The 16,256-nt window shown below is 62.1% G+C and carries 12 protein-coding genes; 6 read left to right on the top strand and 6 right to left on the bottom strand.

Going from position 1 to position 16,256, the window contains the following annotated elements:
• The first annotated feature begins 21 nt into the window (after window positions 1-21).
• Together ABVN19_RS04615 and ABVN19_RS04610 are read left to right on the top strand one after the other, a co-directional pair.
• A complete protein-coding gene (locus ABVN19_RS04615; protein WP_105642304.1) occupies window positions 22-609 on the top strand; it encodes a PilZ domain-containing protein in 588 nt (195 codons plus the stop codon).
• A 27-nt stretch (window positions 610-636) separates the two neighbouring features.
• Window positions 637-1,359 carry a glycerophosphodiester phosphodiesterase gene (locus tag ABVN19_RS04610; RefSeq protein WP_028945936.1) on the top strand — a complete coding sequence of 241 codons (723 nt, stop codon included), beginning with the start codon at window positions 637-639 and terminating at the stop codon, window positions 1,357-1,359.
• Between the two features lie 42 nt (window positions 1,360-1,401).
• On the opposite strand, the gene sthA is transcribed toward ABVN19_RS04610, so the two are convergent.
• The 3 genes from sthA to ABVN19_RS04595 form a co-directional block, all read right to left on the bottom strand.
• Window positions 1,402-2,796, bottom strand: a complete 1,395-nt coding sequence (gene sthA / locus ABVN19_RS04605; RefSeq protein ID WP_028945935.1) for a Si-specific NAD(P)(+) transhydrogenase — start codon at window positions 2,794-2,796, stop codon at window positions 1,402-1,404.
• A gap of 201 nt (window positions 2,797-2,997) precedes the next feature.
• Complete coding sequence (locus ABVN19_RS04600; RefSeq protein ID WP_105642305.1) at window positions 2,998-3,999, bottom strand: FAD:protein FMN transferase; 1,002 nt, start codon at window positions 3,997-3,999, stop codon at window positions 2,998-3,000.
• Window positions 4,000-4,072: 73 nt separating this feature from the next.
• Window positions 4,073-5,536 carry a glyceraldehyde-3-phosphate dehydrogenase gene (locus tag ABVN19_RS04595; RefSeq protein ID WP_036990390.1) on the bottom strand — a complete coding sequence of 488 codons (1,464 nt, stop codon included), beginning with the start codon at window positions 5,534-5,536 and terminating at the stop codon, window positions 4,073-4,075.
• Window positions 5,537-5,705: 169 nt separating this feature from the next.
• Between ABVN19_RS04595 and mfd the strand changes: the two genes are divergently transcribed.
• From mfd to ABVN19_RS04580, 3 genes are read left to right on the top strand one after another with little or no spacing between them, the layout of a single operon-like run.
• Complete coding sequence (gene mfd / locus ABVN19_RS04590) at window positions 5,706-9,155, top strand: transcription-repair coupling factor (RefSeq protein WP_028945932.1); 3,450 nt, start codon at window positions 5,706-5,708, stop codon at window positions 9,153-9,155.
• 10 nt (window positions 9,156-9,165) lie between these two features.
• Window positions 9,166-9,729, top strand: a complete 564-nt coding sequence (locus tag ABVN19_RS04585) for a CsiV family protein (protein WP_028945931.1) — start codon at window positions 9,166-9,168, stop codon at window positions 9,727-9,729.
• A 4-nt stretch (window positions 9,730-9,733) separates the two neighbouring features.
• A complete protein-coding gene (locus ABVN19_RS04580) occupies window positions 9,734-13,045 on the top strand; it encodes a DEAD/DEAH box helicase (protein WP_105642306.1) in 3,312 nt (1,103 codons plus the stop codon).
• Between the two features lie 63 nt (window positions 13,046-13,108).
• Here ABVN19_RS04580 and nagZ read toward each other — a convergent pair whose 3' ends face one another.
• From nagZ to ABVN19_RS04565, 3 genes are read right to left on the bottom strand one after another with little or no spacing between them, the layout of a single operon-like run.
• Window positions 13,109-14,107, bottom strand: coding sequence for a beta-N-acetylhexosaminidase (nagZ, locus tag ABVN19_RS04575; protein ID WP_177431076.1), 999 nt, complete (start codon window positions 14,105-14,107; stop codon window positions 13,109-13,111).
• A 22-nt stretch (window positions 14,108-14,129) separates the two neighbouring features.
• Window positions 14,130-14,654, bottom strand: coding sequence for a L,D-transpeptidase (locus ABVN19_RS04570; protein ID WP_028945929.1), 525 nt, complete (start codon window positions 14,652-14,654; stop codon window positions 14,130-14,132).
• Between the two features lie 46 nt (window positions 14,655-14,700).
• Window positions 14,701-15,414 (bottom strand): TetR/AcrR family transcriptional regulator, encoded by a 714-nt coding sequence (locus tag ABVN19_RS04565; RefSeq protein ID WP_028945928.1) that lies wholly within the window; start codon window positions 15,412-15,414, stop codon window positions 14,701-14,703.
• A gap of 231 nt (window positions 15,415-15,645) precedes the next feature.
• Between ABVN19_RS04565 and lexA the strand changes: the two genes are divergently transcribed.
• On the top strand, window positions 15,646-16,254 hold the full coding sequence (gene lexA, locus ABVN19_RS04560) for a transcriptional repressor LexA (protein ID WP_028945927.1): 609 nt from the start codon (window positions 15,646-15,648) through the stop codon (window positions 16,252-16,254).
• Window positions 16,255-16,256: the final 2 nt, after the last annotated feature.

Raw genomic sequence — 16,256 nt, 5'->3', positions numbered from 1 at the left:
CGCCGCTACCATGGGTTCGCCATGTCGACACTAGATGAAGAAGATCGCCGCGAATACTACCGTATCGAGGACCGGATCGCACTGGAAATTAGCCCACTGAGTGGCGCTGAAGCCCTTGGGACAGACTTGTTGCAAGATGATTCCCCACTGTTCAACCTGCTCAGCGAACTGCACCTGAGCGAGTTCGAATCCCAGCACCTGCTGCGCCAGCTCAGCGAAAAGGATCGTACCCTGGCGGCGTTCCTCAAGGCTCAGAACAAACGCATCGACCTGCTCAGCGCCGTGGTTGCCCAGACCCTGCTCGGCCAGCTCAATGCACCGCAACCTGTCGTGTTGTCGGAAGGCGGTATCGAGTTCACCCAGGCCCAACCCATTGCCGCTGGCAGCCGGATTGCCGTGAAGATGGTACTGATGCCCCAGGCCCTGGGACTGCTGCTGCGCGCCAGGATCACCCATTGCGACCCACAGGCCGACGGCCAGCACGAGATAGGCAGCGAGTTCATCGATATGACCGACGCCCAACGCCAGTTGCTGGCCCGCTACATCCTGCAACGGCAGGCGCAACAACGTCGCCAGGCGCTGGAACAATCCAACCCGAGCGCTTCCTGAGTTTCACTCTTTCTTGAAGGAACAAACGTGACCCAGATTTACGGCCACCGCGGCGCCAAGGGCGAAGCCCCTGAAAACACCCTGACCAGCTTCCAGCAGTGCCTTGGGCACGGCGTGCGTCGCTGCGAACTGGACCTGCACCTGTCGGCCGACAACGAGCTGATGGTGATTCACGACACGACCCTCAAGCGCACCACCGGCCGTAACGGCAAGGTGGTCGAGCACACGGCAGCGGAGCTTGTGACTTACGACGCCCGCAAAGGCTGCCCTGAATGGGTATCGCCCTGCCCCATCCCGCGCCTTGAAGAGTTGTTTGAAAAGTGCGACTTCGAGCATTGGCAGCTTGAGGTCAAGAGCGCCTCGCGCACGCGCGCCGTCACCACCGTACTGGCCATTCGTGAAATGGCCCTGCAGTTCGGCTTGCTCGACAAGATCACCATTACCTCCAGCTCACGGGAAGTCCTCGGTGCTGCTCAGGAGCTGACCCCGGATATCTCGCGGGGGCTGGTAGCCGAAAGGGCCTGGCTCGACCCACTGAAGGTCGCCCAGAACTATGGCTGCAATCTGCTGGCATTGAACTGGACACTGTGCACCCCGGAACGCCTGATGAAGGCCCAGCGCCAGGGGTTGCACGTGTCGGTGTGGACAGTCAACGAGCCGGCGCTGATGCGCAGGCTCGCCGACTTCGGCGTAGACAGCCTGATTACAGACTTTCCCGGTTTGGCCAGCGCCACTCTCGAGAATCGCTGAAATCGGTCTCCCCGGCCGGCTCAGGCCACCGGCCGGAGCCGCTCAAAAAAGCCGGTTGAGGCCGTCGTAGGCCGCCACCCGATAGGCTTCGGCCATGGTCGGGTAGTTGAAGGTGGTGTTGACGAAATACTTCAGGGTATTGCTCTCACCCGGCTGATCCATGATCGCCTGTCCGATGTGGACAATCTCCGAAGCCTGGTAGCCAAAGCAATGCACGCCGAGGATTTCCAGGGTCTCGCGGTGGAACAGAATCTTCAGCATGCCTTGCGGCTCGCCGGCAATCTGCGCTCGCGCCATGCCCTTGAAGAAGGCTTTGCCTACTTCGTAAGGCACCTTGGCCTGGGTCAGCTCCTGCTCGTTCTTGCCGATCGAGCTGATCTCCGGAATGGTGTAGATACCGGTCGGTACATCGTTGACGAAGCGCCAGCTACCGTTGTCGACGATGCTGCCAGCGGCCGAGCGGCCCTGGTCGTGGGCGGCACTGGCCAGGCTTGGCCAGCCGATCACGTCACCGGCACCGTAGATGTTCGGCACGTGGGTGCGATAGTTCTCGTCGACCTCGATCTGGCCACGGCTGTTGACCTTGATACCGATGTTTTCCAGGCCCAACTTGTCGGTGTTGCCGGTACGACCGTTGCACCAGAGCAAGGCGTCGGCCTTGATCTTCTTGCCGGACTTGAGGTGCAGGATCACACCGTTGTCCAGGCCTTCGACACGTTCGTACTCTTCGTTGTGGCGAACCGTGATGTTGTTGTTGCTGAAGTGGTAGCTCAACGCCTGGGAAATTTCCGAGTCGAGGAAGCTCAGCAACTGGCTGCGGTTGTCGACCAGCTCCACCAGAACACCCAGGCCACTGAAAATCGAGGCGTATTCGCAGCCGATGACACCGGCGCCGTAGACAATCAGTTTGCGTGGAGTGTGGCCGAGGCTGAGGATGGTGTCGCTATCGTAGATCCGCGGGTGGTGGAAATCGATGTCGGCCGGGCGATACGGGCGTGAACCGGTGGCGATGATGATGTGCTTGGCCACCAGCTTTTCCACTACGCCATTGGCGCAGACGACTTCGATGGTTTGCTCGTCGGCGAAGCTGCCGGTGCCGAAGAACACATCGACGCGGTTGCGGGCATAGTAGCCGGTGCGCGAGGCCACCTGCTTGGAGATGACTTTCTCGGCGCTCTTGAGCACGTCGGGGAACGAGAACCAGCGCGGCTCACCAATGGCCCGGAACATCGGGTTGGTGTTGAACTGCATGATCTGGCGGACCGAGTGACGCAGGGCCTTGGACGGGATGGTGCCCAGGTGGGTGCAGTTACCGCCGACCTGACGACGGCTATCGACCATCGCCACCTTGCGTCCTGCTTTGGCAGCATTCATTGCCGCCCCTTCTCCTGCGGGGCCGGAACCCAGCACCACTACGTCGTAGTTGTAGACAGCCATGCGTACTCCTTCAGAACAGGCCCGTTCGCCACATTGGCGAGCGGGGCTAGATCATGTCGCCAGGGGCGCCATGAAAAAATTCGGGTGCAGTCTAATCAAGCTTGAACGCCGCGCACATTAACCCTTGGTCGCGTCGTAGGCTAATTTTCTCTGCACTACATGTATTTCATCGCGGGGCAAGCCCGCTCCTACAGGGTTCTTTCAATCTTTGAGCAATACGTGCTCGAATGCCGGGGTTGCGCGGGACACGAAGCCATCGGCAACACGGGTCACGAACACGGCGGCGAGCTGGTGCTCGAGGGCAAAATCCCACCCCTGCTCCGGCCCGAGAATCAACAACAGCGTCGAGTAACCATCGGCCATGAGCGTCGAGCGGTCGAATACAGTCACCGCCGCCAGGTCATGCCTGACCGGTTTGCCCATCCGCGCATCGAAGGTATGTGAATAGCGCTGGCCATTCTCCTCGAAATAGTTGCGATAGTCACCGGAGGTAGACACGCCAAAACCATCCACCGGCACCACCTGGCGAGCAATCTGGCGATCGTCGCGCGGTAATTCCAGGGCAATGTTCCAGGCGCTGCCATCAGGCTTGCGCCCCAGCGCCTTGAGCTCACCGGTGACTTCGACCAGTAAATTCGCGATGCCCAGCCCTTCGAGTCGCGCCACCAGGACGTCGACGGCATGCCCGGCGGCCAGGCTGTTGAAGTCCACCTGCACGACTTCATCCTTGCACAACTGCTCGCCCACTATGCGCAAATGCCCATGCCCGACACGCTGACGTACATCAGCCAACGCCTGGACGCCGGGGACTGCTTCTGTTCTCGATTGCGGCCCGAAGCCCCACAGGTCAAGCAGCGGTTCCACCGTCAGGTCGAACGCACCCTCGCTTTGTTGCGACAGCTGCTCGCCGACCGCAACCAGCTCCAGCACATCGGCCGGCATCCACTGGCAGCTATTGGCAGGCAGGCGATTGAAGGCTTCGATCATCGAGTCGCGACGGTAGGTGGAAAACCGCTGATCGACCCCTTCGAGCACCTGCTCCACTTCACGCCGGACCTGCTGAGGTGTCGGCCCATCCGCCGTACGCACATATTGCACGGTATAGCTGCTGCCCATGGTCGGCCCGCTGACGCGCTCCAGCGACGCCGTCGGCGAGCACGCCGCAAGGACCAGCATCACACTGATCAACACCCCTCTGCGCATTCGTCCTCCTGGATCATGGGCGAAAAAAAAACGGGAACCCAGAGGTTCCCGTTTTTTGATCACGCCGTGAAGCTTAGCGTGGGAAAGCTGGCGGGTTTACACCGGCCATGTCTTCCATCACGCGCACAACCTGGCAGCTGTAACCGAACTCGTTGTCGTACCAGACGTACAGGACAACACGGTTATCGTTACAGATGGTGGCTTCGGCATCGACCACACCAGCGTGGCGCGAACCGACGAAGTCGGTGGAAACCACTTCCTGGGAGCTGACGTAATCGATCTGCTTGTGCAGATCCGAGTGCATGGCCATCTGGCGCAGGTACTCGTTGATTTCTTCGCGGTTGGTGGCTTTTTCCAGGTTCAGGTTCAGGATGGCCATCGACACGTTCGGCGTTGGAACACGAATGGCGTTACCGGTCAGCTTGCCCTTGAGCACTGGCAGTGCCTTGGCGGCTGCAGTGGCAGCACCGGTTTCGGTGATAACCATGTTCAGCGGCGCGGCGCGGCCACGACGGCTGCCCTTGTGGAAGTTGTCGATCAGGTTCTGGTCGTTGGTGAACGAGTGAACGGTTTCGACGTGGCCATTGACGATGCCGAACTTGTCGTTGACAGCCTTGAGCACCGGCACGATGGCGTTGGTGGTGCAGGATGCCGCCGAGATGATCTTGTCGTCAGCGGTGATTTCGGCGTGGTTGATGCCGTGCACGATGTTTTTCAGCGCGCCCTTGCCAGGTGCGGTGAGGATCACGCGGCCAGCGCCCGGGCAGGCCAGGTGCTGGCCCAGGCCGTCGGCGTCACGCCATACACCGGTGTTGTCGACGATCAGCGCGTTCTCGATGCCGTACTGGGTGTAGTCGACTTCGGACGGGCTCTTCGCGTAGATAACCTGGATCAGGTTGCCGTTGGCGGTGATGGTGTTGTTTTCTTCGTCAATGGTGATAGTGCCATCGAACGGGCCGTGAACCGAGTCACGACGCAGCAGACTTGCACGCTTTACCAGATCGTTCTCGGCGCCTTTGCGCACGACGATGGCACGCAGGCGCAGACCGTCGCCACCACCGGTTTTTTCGATCAGGATGCGCGCCAGCAGACGGCCGATACGACCGAAGCCGTACAGGACAACGTCGGTGCCTTTGCGCGCCGAAGCATTCTGCTGACCAACCACGTCAGCCATTTCTTCGCGTACGAACTGCTCGGCGCTACGGCCGTTGCCTTCGAGCTTGAACTTGTTGGCCAGCTTGCCCAGGTCGACCGAAGCGGCGCCCAGTTTCAGCTCGCTCATCGCCTTGAGCAGCGGGAATGTCTCGTGGACAGAGAGTTCGGTTTCGTCTGTTTGGCGATGACGGGCAAAGCGGTGCGCTTTGAGGATCGAGATCACCGAACGGTTGATCAGGCTGCGGCCATAGATCGAGCTCACCACATTGTTATTGCGGTAGAGCTGACCGATAAGCGGGATCATCGCTTCTGCAAGTGCTTCACGATCAATCCACTCACCAAGACACTGGTCGGGCTTCTGAGTCACGGGAACCTTCCACATGTAGGGACAGAAAAAAGGGGCTACATTATGACGCCCCGCAGCCCATCGAGCAATGAGCGCCTGTCGCTGATGCTTCACTGCATGGATTTAGCCTGCGCAAACCTGACAGCACGGGCCTGCGCCCGGTACAATTGGCGTCTTTGTCGCAACGCTTGGAGCTCGACCTCCCGTGCCTGTTCTGCGTCTACCGCACCTGCCGGCCACTGCCGGCAAACAAACCTGGGGCAACCTGCCGGGCGCCGCCCTGAGCCTGGCCATCGCCGAGGCGGCCAGCGCCGCCAAGCGCTTCACCCTGCTACTGACCGCCGACAGCCAGAGTGCTGACCGGCTCGAGCAGGAGCTGCGCTTTTTCGCGCCCGAACTGCCGGTGCTGCCTTTCCCCGATTGGGAAACCCTGCCCTACGACCTGTTCTCGCCGCACCAGGACATCATCTCCCAGCGCATCTCCAGCCTGTACCGGCTGCCGGAGCTTGACCACGGCATTCTCGTGGTGCCGATCACCACCGCCCTGCACCGCCTGGCGCCCACGCGCTTTTTGCTCGGCAGCAGCCTGGTGCTGGACATCGGCCAGAAGCTCGATGTCGAACAGATGCGCCTGCGCCTGGAAGCCAGCGGCTACCGCTGCGTCGATACCGTCTACGAACACGGTGAGTTCGCCGTACGCGGCGCGCTGATCGACCTCTTCCCCATGGGCAGCAAGTTGCCTTACCGGATCGACCTGTTCGACGACGAGATCGAAACCCTGCGCACCTTCGACCCGGAGACCCAGCGCTCGATCGACAAGGTCGACTCCGTACGCCTGCTGCCGGCCCGCGAGTTCCCGCTGCAAAAAGACGCCGTGACCCAGTTCAAGGCGCGCTTTCGCGAGCGCTTCGACGTCGACTTCCGCCGCAGCCCGATCTTCCAGGACCTCTCCAGCGGCATCACCCCGGCGGGTATCGAGTATTACCTGCCGCTGTTCTTCGAAGAGACTTCAACCCTGTTCGACTACCTGCCCCAGGACACCCAGGTGTTCTCGCTGCCGGGCGTGGAACAGGCTGCCGAGCACTTCTGGAGCGATGTGCGCAATCGCTACGAGGAGCGTCGCATCGACCCTGCGCGCCCGCTGCTGCCGCCAGCCGAGCTGTTCCTGCCGGTGGAAGACTGCTTTGCCCGACTGAAGAATTGGCCGCGTGTAGTGGTCAGCCAGGATGACCTGGACCGTGGCGCTGGCCGTGAGCGCTTCCCGGCCCAGGCATTGCCGAACCTTGCCATCGAAGCCAAGGCCAACCAGCCACTGGCAGCACTGTCGAACTTCCTCGACCAGTTCCCAGGGCGCGTGCTGTTCACCGCCGAATCGGCGGGCCGCCGCGAAGTGCTGCTCGAGCTGCTTGAACGCCTGAAGCTGCGCCCGCAGACGGTCGACAGCTGGAGCGCCTTCGTTGCCGGCAAGGAGCGCCTGGCGATCACCATCGCGCCGCTGGATGAAGGCCTGCTGCTGGACGCGCCAGCGATCGCCCTGGTCGCCGAGAGCCCGCTGTTCGGCCAGCGGGTGATGCAACGCCGGCGCCGGGAGAAACGCAGCGACGGCAACAACGATGCAGTCATCAAGAACCTCACCGAATTGCGCGAAGGCGCGCCGGTGGTGCATATCGACCATGGCGTGGGCCGCTACCTGGGCCTGGCGACCCTGGAGATCGACAACCAGGCCGCCGAATTCCTCACCCTGGAATATGCCGAGGGCGCCAAGCTTTACGTGCCGGTGGCCAACCTGCACCTGATCGCCCGCTACACCGGCAGCGACGACGCCCTGGCACCGCTGCATCGCCTGGGCTCGGAGGCCTGGCAGAAAGCCAAGCGCAAGGCTGCCGAACAAGTGCGCGACGTCGCCGCCGAACTGCTCGACATCTATGCCCGTCGCGCAGCGCGCAAAGGCTATGCCTTCGCCGATCCGTCGGCCGACTATGCCACCTTCAGCGCCGGCTTCCCGTTCGAAGAAACACCGGACCAACAAAGCGCCATCGAAGCCGTTCGCGACGACATGCTGGCAGCCAAGCCCATGGACCGCCTGGTCTGTGGCGACGTCGGCTTCGGCAAGACCGAAGTCGCCATGCGCGCTGCCTTCATCGCCGTCCACGGCGGTCGCCAGGTGGCCATCCTGGTCCCCACCACCCTGCTCGCCCAGCAGCACTACAACAGCTTTCGTGACCGTTTCGCCGACTGGCCGGTGACCGTCGAAGTGATGAGCCGCTTCAAGTCGCCCAAGGAAGTCGCTGCCGCAGTCGCCGACCTCGCCGAAGGCAAGATCGACATCGTCATCGGCACCCACAAGCTGTTGCAGGATGACGTCAAGATCAAGGACCTGGGCCTGGTGATCATCGACGAGGAACACCGCTTCGGTGTGCGCCAGAAAGAACAGCTCAAGGCTTTGCGCAGCGAGGTCGACATTCTCACCCTCACCGCGACGCCGATTCCGCGCACCTTGAACATGGCTGTGGCCGGCATGCGCGACCTGTCGATCATCGCCACCCCGCCAGCGCGGCGCCTGTCGGTGCGCACCTTCGTGATGGAGCAGAACAAGAGCACGGTCAAGGAAGCGCTGCTGCGTGAGCTGCTGCGCGGTGGCCAGGTCTACTACCTGCACAACGATGTGAAGAGCATCGAGAAATGCGCCGCCGACCTCGCCGAACTGGTGCCGGAGGCACGTATCGGTATCGGCCACGGGCAAATGCGCGAACGCGAACTCGAACAGGTGATGAGCGACTTCTACCACAAGCGCTTCAACGTGCTGATCGCTTCGACCATCATCGAGACCGGCATCGACGTGCCCAGCGCCAACACCATCATCATCGAGCGGGCCGACAAGTTCGGCCTGGCCCAGCTGCACCAGTTGCGCGGCCGGGTCGGGCGCAGCCACCACCAGGCTTACGCCTACCTGCTCACCCCGCCACGCCAGCAGATCACCCCGGACGCCGAAAAGCGCCTGGAAGCCATCGCCAACACCCAGGACCTGGGTGCAGGTTTCGTGCTGGCCACCAACGACCTGGAAATCCGCGGCGCTGGCGAACTGCTCGGCGAAGGCCAGAGCGGACAGATCCAGGCGGTGGGGTTCACCCTGTACATGGAAATGCTCGAGCGCGCGGTCAAGGCCATCCGCAAGGGCACCCAGCCCAACCTCGACCAGCCCCTGGGCGGCGGCCCGGAAATCAACCTGCGCCTGCCGGCATTGATTCCCGAGGACTACCTGCCGGATGTGCATGCGCGACTGATCCTGTACAAGCGCATCGCCTCGGCGGTAGACGAAGACGGTCTCAAGGACTTGCAAGTGGAGATGATCGACCGCTTTGGCCTGCTGCCGGAGCCAACCAAGAACCTGGTGCGCCTGACCCTGCTCAAGCTGCAGGCCGAAAAGCTCGGCATCAAGAAGGTCGATGCCGGCCCCAACGGTGGCAAGATCGAGTTCGAAGCCCAGACTCCGGTCGACCCACTGGTGCTGATCAAGTTGATCCAGGGCCAGCCCAAACGCTACAAGTTCGAAGGCGCCACCCAGTTCAAGTTCATGGTGCCGATGGAGCGCCCGGAAGAACGCTTCAACAACCTCGAGGCGCTGTTCGAGCGCCTGACCCCACAATCTGCGTGAAGGAAGATCCATGCGTGCCATTCGCTGCCTGACCCTGCTGCTGGCCTTGTTCGCTCCGGCGGCCTTCGCTGAAGGCGTCTATCAGGTCGAAATGATTCTGGTGCGGCAGAACGCCGTGCCGGCAATTACCAGCCAGTTTGCCCCCGAAGACTGGAGCAATGGCGCCCAGGCGCCCGCCGAAGGCGACATGCGCCAGCCATTGATGACCGATGAGGCCGCCAAGCTTGCCGCCGACCCGAGCCAGTACACCGTGCTGCTGCACAAGGCCTGGCAGCAGGATGCCGGCGCCGTGGCCATCAGCGAAGGCGAGGAACAGTTCGGCCAGTTTCCCATCGAGGGCAACCTGAGCGTGACGGAAGATCGCTTCATCGCCGTCGACGCCAGCTTCTGGGTCAACCAGTTCGACAGTAACGGCAGCGTGATCCAGAGCGAACAGCTCAAGCAGAGCAACAGTACGGTAAAGAACGGCGAATTGACCTTCCTCGATGGCGGCCACCTGGCGCTGCTGCTCAAGGTGACCGCCAATCGGCCAGTCAGTGCACCCGTTCCTGCGCCGGAGATGATGGAGCAGTAGCCTGATGCCGAAAACGCTGCGACAGCTGCTCGAAGATAGCGACTGGACCTTCGCCTTCCACCCCAGGGCACTGGAAAGAGGGTCCGAGTATGCCGATCAGCACCGGGTAACGGTGATATCACTGGAGCCCCACAGGCTTACGTCGACCTGTCGCGGTTCAGGTGATAACAACTACACCCAGCACATTCGCGTAAAGGGAAGCGAACACTACACGTCGCTCGACACCACCTGCACCTGCCCAGTCGGTTTCGACTGCAAGCACTGCGTAGCAGCCTTGTTCTCCCTGATGGATCTGCCCGAAGAGCCAACGGGAGCGCAGGGAGAGCAACTGAGCCCTACGCTCGAGCGCTGGCTGGAGCGCCTGACGGTAGCTGCCCCCGACGCTGAAAAGCCCGCCGGGCAAAGCGCCCGCACCTTGATGTATGAACTTGAGTTCAACTCGAGCGGCAACGCCACCATCACACCGTACAAATGCAAGCGTCTCAAGAATGGCCGTTTCACCGACCTCAGGCCGATCCTATACCCGCACGAAATTCTCCGGCAGAACGCCGCCCCCCAAGAAAACGATGCCAAATTCTTACGCCTGGTGGTCGCCAGAACACCCCCTGGCGCGCTTTCGAGCGGCGTACCACTCGAAGGCAGTGAAGGCGCCGAGCTGCTCGAACATGCCCTTGCCACCGGGCGCCTGTTCCTGCCGGGAGATGAAGAACCCCTCAAACCAGGCCCGCCCCTGACAGGCGAATTTCGCTGGGAAAAACTCGAGGGTGAACAATACAGAGGCTGCTGGTACCACAAGGGCAAAATGCTCAAGCGGGTACTGGCGCTGCAGCCGCTGCACTACGTTGAAGCCGAACAAGGCCGGGTTGGGCTGCTCAGCCACGACTATGATGAAATGATTGCCTCCTCCCTCGCCATGGCGCCGCCGGTGCCTGAAAGCCAGGTAGTCAGTTTCAGCCAGCGGATCCAGACCCTCAACCGGCAGATCCCCACCCCTAGAACATTGAGCGAGACAATCATCGACGGTATTGCCCCCACGCCCCACCTGATTCTGGGCAGCCACGAGTTCAGCGCTTATGTGCCGCAATCGGGGAGGATGCAACGCCAGCACCAGCATCGCGCTGCACTTTCCTTTGTGTATGACGGCATTCGCGCCAGCGGCCGCCAAGGCACCGAAGTCACCCGCCTTGACGGCAATACCAACCTGCGCATCCAGCGCCAGGCTGAAGCCGAAAAGCTGATTCGCCTGAAACTGTTGCGCCTGGGCTTCAAAGTAGCCACTCGCCAGAGCAAGGCACTGCCGGAGAGCGCAGGCGAGCTCCTGGAGCTGGCAACCGAAGGTGCCTGGCTACGCTTCATGCTCAATGACGTCCCAAGCTTGCGCGAGCAAGGCTGGGAGATCGAATACACCGACGATTTCGCCTTCAACCTGGCCGAAGTCGACAACTGGTACGCCCATATCGACGAGGCCAGCGGACGCGACTGGTTCGACCTGGAAGTGGGTATCGAGGTCAACGGCCAGCGCCTGAGCCTGCTGCCCATCCTGCTGAACGTGCTGCGCGCCCACCCGGAACTGCTCAACCCCGCCCAACTGAACAAGCGGCGCGACGACGAAAGCCTGCTGCTGCAGATACCCGCCCCACAGGGTGAGGTACGCCGCAACTTGCAAGTGGCGCTACCGTATGGCCGGTTGAAGCCGGTATTGGCGACACTTGGCGATTTCTACCTGCGCGAACCGGGCGAAGCCAGCGTGCGCCTGCCAACGCTTGACGCCACCCGACTCAACGCCCTGGAAGACATACCGCTGAATTGGCAGGGCGGCGAACAAATGCGCAACCTGGGCGAACGCCTGCGTGATATCCGCCGCCAGCCGGCACAGGTCCCGGCAGGCCTCAACGCCACGCTGCGCAGTTATCAGCTGGAAGGCCTGAGCTGGATGCAGGCCCTGCGCGAACTGGAAGTGGGTGGTATCCTCGCCGACGACATGGGCCTGGGCAAAACCCTGCAGACCCTGGCACACCTGCTGACCGAGAAGAACGCCGGTCGCCTCACTCGCCCGGCCATGGTGGTGATGCCGACCAGCTTGATTCCCAACTGGCAGGACGAAGCGGCGCGTTTTGCGCCCGGCCTGCGCGTGCTGGCCCTGCAAGGCCTCGGGCGGCGCAAGCAGTTCGACAAGCTGGAAGACTATGACCTGCTGCTGACCACCTACGCATTGCTGCCCAAAGATCTGGAGCACTTCAAGGGCCTGAAGCTGCATGTACTGATTCTCGACGAAGCCCAATACATCAAGAGCCCAGGCAGCAAGGCTGCCCAGGCCGCGCGCCAGCTCGAAGCCCGCCAGCGTCTGTGCCTGAGCGGCACGCCACTGGAAAACCACCTGGGCGAGTTGTGGTCACTGTTCCACTTCCTGCTGCCAGGCTGGCTGGGTGACGCCAAGACCTTCAACCGCGACTACCGTACACCGATCGAACGCCAGGGTAACAACGAGCGTCTGCAACACCTCAACGCCCGGATCAAACCGTTCCTGCTGCGCCGCACCAAGGAGCAGGTGGCCACCGAGTTGCCGGCCAAGACCGAGATGATCCACTGGGTCGAACTCAGTGATGCCCAGCGCGATGTCTACGAGACCATGCGCCTGGCCATGGATCAGAAAGTACGCGCCGAAATCACCCGCAAAGGTGTCGCCCGCAGCCAGATCATCATTCTTGAAGCGCTGCTGAAGCTGCGCCAGGTCTGTTGCGACTTGCGCCTGGTCAACAGCGAGGCATCGACGGCCCGCGGCGCCCATTCGGGCAAGCTCACCAGCCTGATGGAGATGCTCGAAGAACTGCTCGCCGAAGGACGCCGCGTGCTGCTGTTCTCACAGTTCACCAGCATGTTGCGACTGATCGAGGCCGAGCTTGAGCAGCGTGGCATTGCCTATGCCCTGCTGACCGGCGAAACACGTGACCGCCGTGCACCGGTACAGGACTTCCAGAATGGCCGGTTGCAGATTTTCCTGATCAGCCTCAAGGCCGGCGGCGTGGGCCTGAACCTGACCGCTGCCGATACCGTGATCCATTACGACCCCTGGTGGAACCCGGCCGCCGAGAACCAGGCCACGGACCGTGCGTATCGCATTGGCCAGGAGAAGCCGGTGTTCGTCTACAAGCTGATCACCCGAGGCACGGTGGAAGAGAAGATCCAGCAACTGCAGCAGGAGAAGTCTGCATTGGCGGCCGGGGTACTGGATGGACGCCAGGCCGGAGACTGGCGGTTGGCGGCGGAAGATATCGACGCGCTGTTTGCGCCTTTGCCGGGGCCTCGCAAAGGCTGAAAACATCGCGGGGCAGGCCCGCTCCTACCCGGTAGGAGTAGGCCTGCCCCGCGATTGCTTGCATCAGTCTACCAACTGCGCTTCCTTGAGCGCCCCAAGCGCCTCCAGCCAACGAGGCTGCTGGCGATAGTCCGTACGGGCAAAACCCTGACCGCGCATTTGCGCGATACGTGGCGACGGCTTGACCTTCAGGCGCTGGGCAGCGCTCAGGGCCAGTTCAGCCGCTGCACGGTCGTTGCACACCAGCCCCATGTCACACCCCGCAGTCAGTGCCGCCTCGATGCGGCTGGCAGCGTCGCCCACGACATGAGCCCCGGCCATCGACAAGTCATCACTGAAAATAACCCCATCAAAGCCCAGCTCACCACGCAGGATGTCCTGCAGCCAACGGCGCGAGAAACCGGCCGGCTGGTTGTCGACCTGCGGGTAGATCACGTGGGCCGGCATGACTGCAGCCAATTGCCCACCCAGGCGCGCGAACGGCACCAGGTCAGCCGCGCGAATCTGCTCCAGACTGCGCTCATCGGTCGGAATGGCCACATGAGAGTCGGCCTCGGCCCAGCCATGCCCCGGGAAGTGCTTGCCACAGGCCGCCATGCCCGCCGCCTTCATGCCGCGGATGAAGGCGCCGGCCAGGGCTGTTGCGCGCAGAGGATCACCCTCGAATGCCCTGCTGCCGACCACCGCGCTACGCTGGTGGTCCAGGTCCAGCACGGGGGCAAAGCTAAGGTCCAGGCCTACCGCCAACACTTCGGTCGCCATCAACCAGCCGCACTGCTCGGCCAGGCACTCGGCATTGTCGTTGTCGGCGATCGCACGCATCGCTGGCAGGCGCACGAAGCCCTGGCGCAGGCGCTGGACCCGACCGCCCTCCTGGTCCACTGCCAGGATCAGGTCGGGGCGAATGGCGCGGATCGAGGCAGTCAGCTCACGCACCTGGCGGGGACAGTCGATATTGCGGGCAAAGATGATCAGACCGGCCACTTCAGGCTGGCGCAGAAGCTGGCGATCTTCGGCGGTCAGCCAGGTACCGGCGATGTCCACCATCAAGGAGCCTTGCAGGCTGGCACTCATAAATGATCCTTCAATTCAGGGGCGCAGCGGCCCATAGGGGGCATGCGGCTTCTTCGATCCGCACCAGGCAATGCAGTGGCACGCGATCGAACAGGTACAAAAGGTCGGCATTGCGCAAGCGCACACAGCCATGGGACAACGGCACGCCCATTGGTTCGCTGTCGGGCGTGCCGTGCAGGTAAATATAACGACGGAAGGTGTCAACCGGCCCCAGGCGATTCAGCCCTGGCTCGCAACCGCTGAGCCAGAGGATCCGGGAGAGGATCCAGTCGCGTCCGGGGTGCAGCGCATGCAGGGCCGGGGTCCAGGTCTCGCCGGTCCAACGCCGCCCGCGCAACACCGCGCCCTGCGGCAAGCCCGCCCCGATTTTCGCCCGCACCTGATGCAGGCCACGCGGCGTACAGCCTGAGCCGCTACGCTCACCGGCACCACTCAACGCCGTGGATACCGGCAGGCGCAGGCACAGTTGCCCCCGAGAAAACCCGTAGAGGCATTGATCGGCGAGGGAGATGTGCAGTAGATCGAGACTCGGCATAGGGCGCTAGCTTAGCCGATGCGGCCGGCGGCGCCCAGCCGTTGAATCAGGCCTTGGCAGCCACCGGTGCGCTGGACGATTTGCTGCGTGGGCGCAACTGGGCTGCAGCCATCGCCTCGTCCGTAACGCCACTGTCGGCACGCATGCCGGCAGCAAGGAACGGCACCATCAGGCGCATGACCTGTTCAATCGAGGTATTGATGCCGAAGTCGGTTTCGGCAATCGCACGCAGCGCCTTGATCCCGGACATGCTGAAGGCCGCGGCACCGAGCATGAAATGCACGCGCCAGAACAGCTCGATGGGAGGAATGCGTGGAGCTGCCTCGTTGACCAGCAGCATGTAGCGGCGGAACACCTTGCCGTACATGTCTTCAAGGTAGCGGCGCAGGTGCCCTTGGCTCTGGCTGAAGGCCAATCCCAGCAGACGCATGAAAATGGACAGGTCGTTGCCGCTGCGAGGCTGTACCACCAGCGCCTGCTCGACCAGCATCTCCAGCAACTCTTCAAGACTTGGCTTATTTTCCGGTCGAGCCTGGCGACGCTCCAGCTCACGCTCGAGACTGGTGCAGAACGGGCCAAGGAAACGCGAGAAAACCGCCTGAATCAGAGCCTTTTTCGAGCCGAAATGGTAGTTCACCGCCGCCAGGTTGACGCCGGCCTTGCTGGTGATCAGCCGCAATGAGGTTTCGGCAAAACCTTTTTCCGCGAACAACTGCTCGGCAGCATCGAGAATGCGTTCAACGGTTTCCGACTGGGCCATGACTACTCCGCCTGACAAACACTTGTTTGAAACATACGTTTCAAAGCGGTGATTTGTCAAGCCTGCGCAGCCGTTTTGCGGCTACACGGTCACGTATTAAATCATACCCTCAACCGACAAGCTCTCCACTGCTGGCGAGGCCACCCCGCCCTTTCTTGCAGTTTGGCGCTTGCAGCTTGCCATCTACTGTATATAATCCCAGTCACTGTATAAAAAGACAGAGCGATCAACATGCTAAAACTGACGCCACGCCAAGCTGAGATTCTGGCTTTTATCAAGCGCTGCCTGGAAGACAACGGCTTCCCGCCCACCCGCGCCGAAATTGCCCAGGAGCTGGGCTTCAAATCGCCCAATGCCGCCGAGGAACACCTCAAGGCACTGGCCCGCAAGGGCGCGATCGAAATGACCCCCGGCGCTTCCCGCGGCATCCGCATCCCCGGCGTCGAGGCCAAAGCCGAAGACAACGGCCTGCCAATCATTGGTCGCGTCGCTGCCGGCGCCCCTATTCTCGCCCAGCAACATATCGAAGAATCCTGCAACATCAATCCGGCCTTCTTCCATCCCCGGGCCGACTACCTGCTGCGCGTTCACGGCATGAGCATGAAGGACGTCGGCATTGTCGATGGCGACCTGCTCGCCGTACACACCTGCCGCGAAGCCCGCAATGGCCAGATCGTGGTCGCCCGCCTGGGTGACGAAGTCACGGTCAAGCGCTTCAAGCGCGAAGGCAACAAAGTCTGGCTGATTGCCGAGAACCCTGAGTTCGCCCCCATCGAAGTCAACCTGAAAGATCAGGAGCTGGTGATCGAGGGCTTGAGTGTCGGCGTCATTCGCCGGTAAAA

This window comes from Pseudomonas vranovensis, assembly GCF_040438935.1.
Taxonomy (GTDB): domain Bacteria; phylum Pseudomonadota; class Gammaproteobacteria; order Pseudomonadales; family Pseudomonadaceae; genus Aquipseudomonas; species Aquipseudomonas vranovensis.
This window is presented reverse-complemented; position numbering and strand designations above follow the sequence as displayed.

Excerpts from the sequence above, each read along its gene's own strand:
- ABVN19_RS04615 (WP_105642304.1), top strand. The coding sequence starts at position 22 with ATGTCGACACTAGATGAAGAAGATCGCCGCGAATACTACCGTATCGAG.
- sthA (WP_028945935.1), bottom strand. The coding sequence starts at position 2,796 with ATGGCTGTCTACAACTACGACGTAGTGGTGCTGGGTTCCGGCCCCGCA.
- ABVN19_RS04600 (WP_105642305.1), bottom strand. The coding sequence starts at position 3,999 with ATGCGCAGAGGGGTGTTGATCAGTGTGATGCTGGTCCTTGCGGCGTGC.
- ABVN19_RS04595 (WP_036990390.1), bottom strand. The coding sequence starts at position 5,536 with ATGTGGAAGGTTCCCGTGACTCAGAAGCCCGACCAGTGTCTTGGTGAG.
- ABVN19_RS04585 (WP_028945931.1), top strand. The coding sequence starts at position 9,166 with ATGCGTGCCATTCGCTGCCTGACCCTGCTGCTGGCCTTGTTCGCTCCG.
- ABVN19_RS04580 (WP_105642306.1), top strand. The coding sequence starts at position 9,734 with ATGCCGAAAACGCTGCGACAGCTGCTCGAAGATAGCGACTGGACCTTC.
- ABVN19_RS04570 (WP_028945929.1), bottom strand. The coding sequence starts at position 14,654 with ATGCCGAGTCTCGATCTACTGCACATCTCCCTCGCCGATCAATGCCTC.
- ABVN19_RS04565 (WP_028945928.1), bottom strand. The coding sequence starts at position 15,414 with ATGGCCCAGTCGGAAACCGTTGAACGCATTCTCGATGCTGCCGAGCAG.
- lexA (WP_028945927.1), top strand. The coding sequence starts at position 15,646 with ATGCTAAAACTGACGCCACGCCAAGCTGAGATTCTGGCTTTTATCAAG.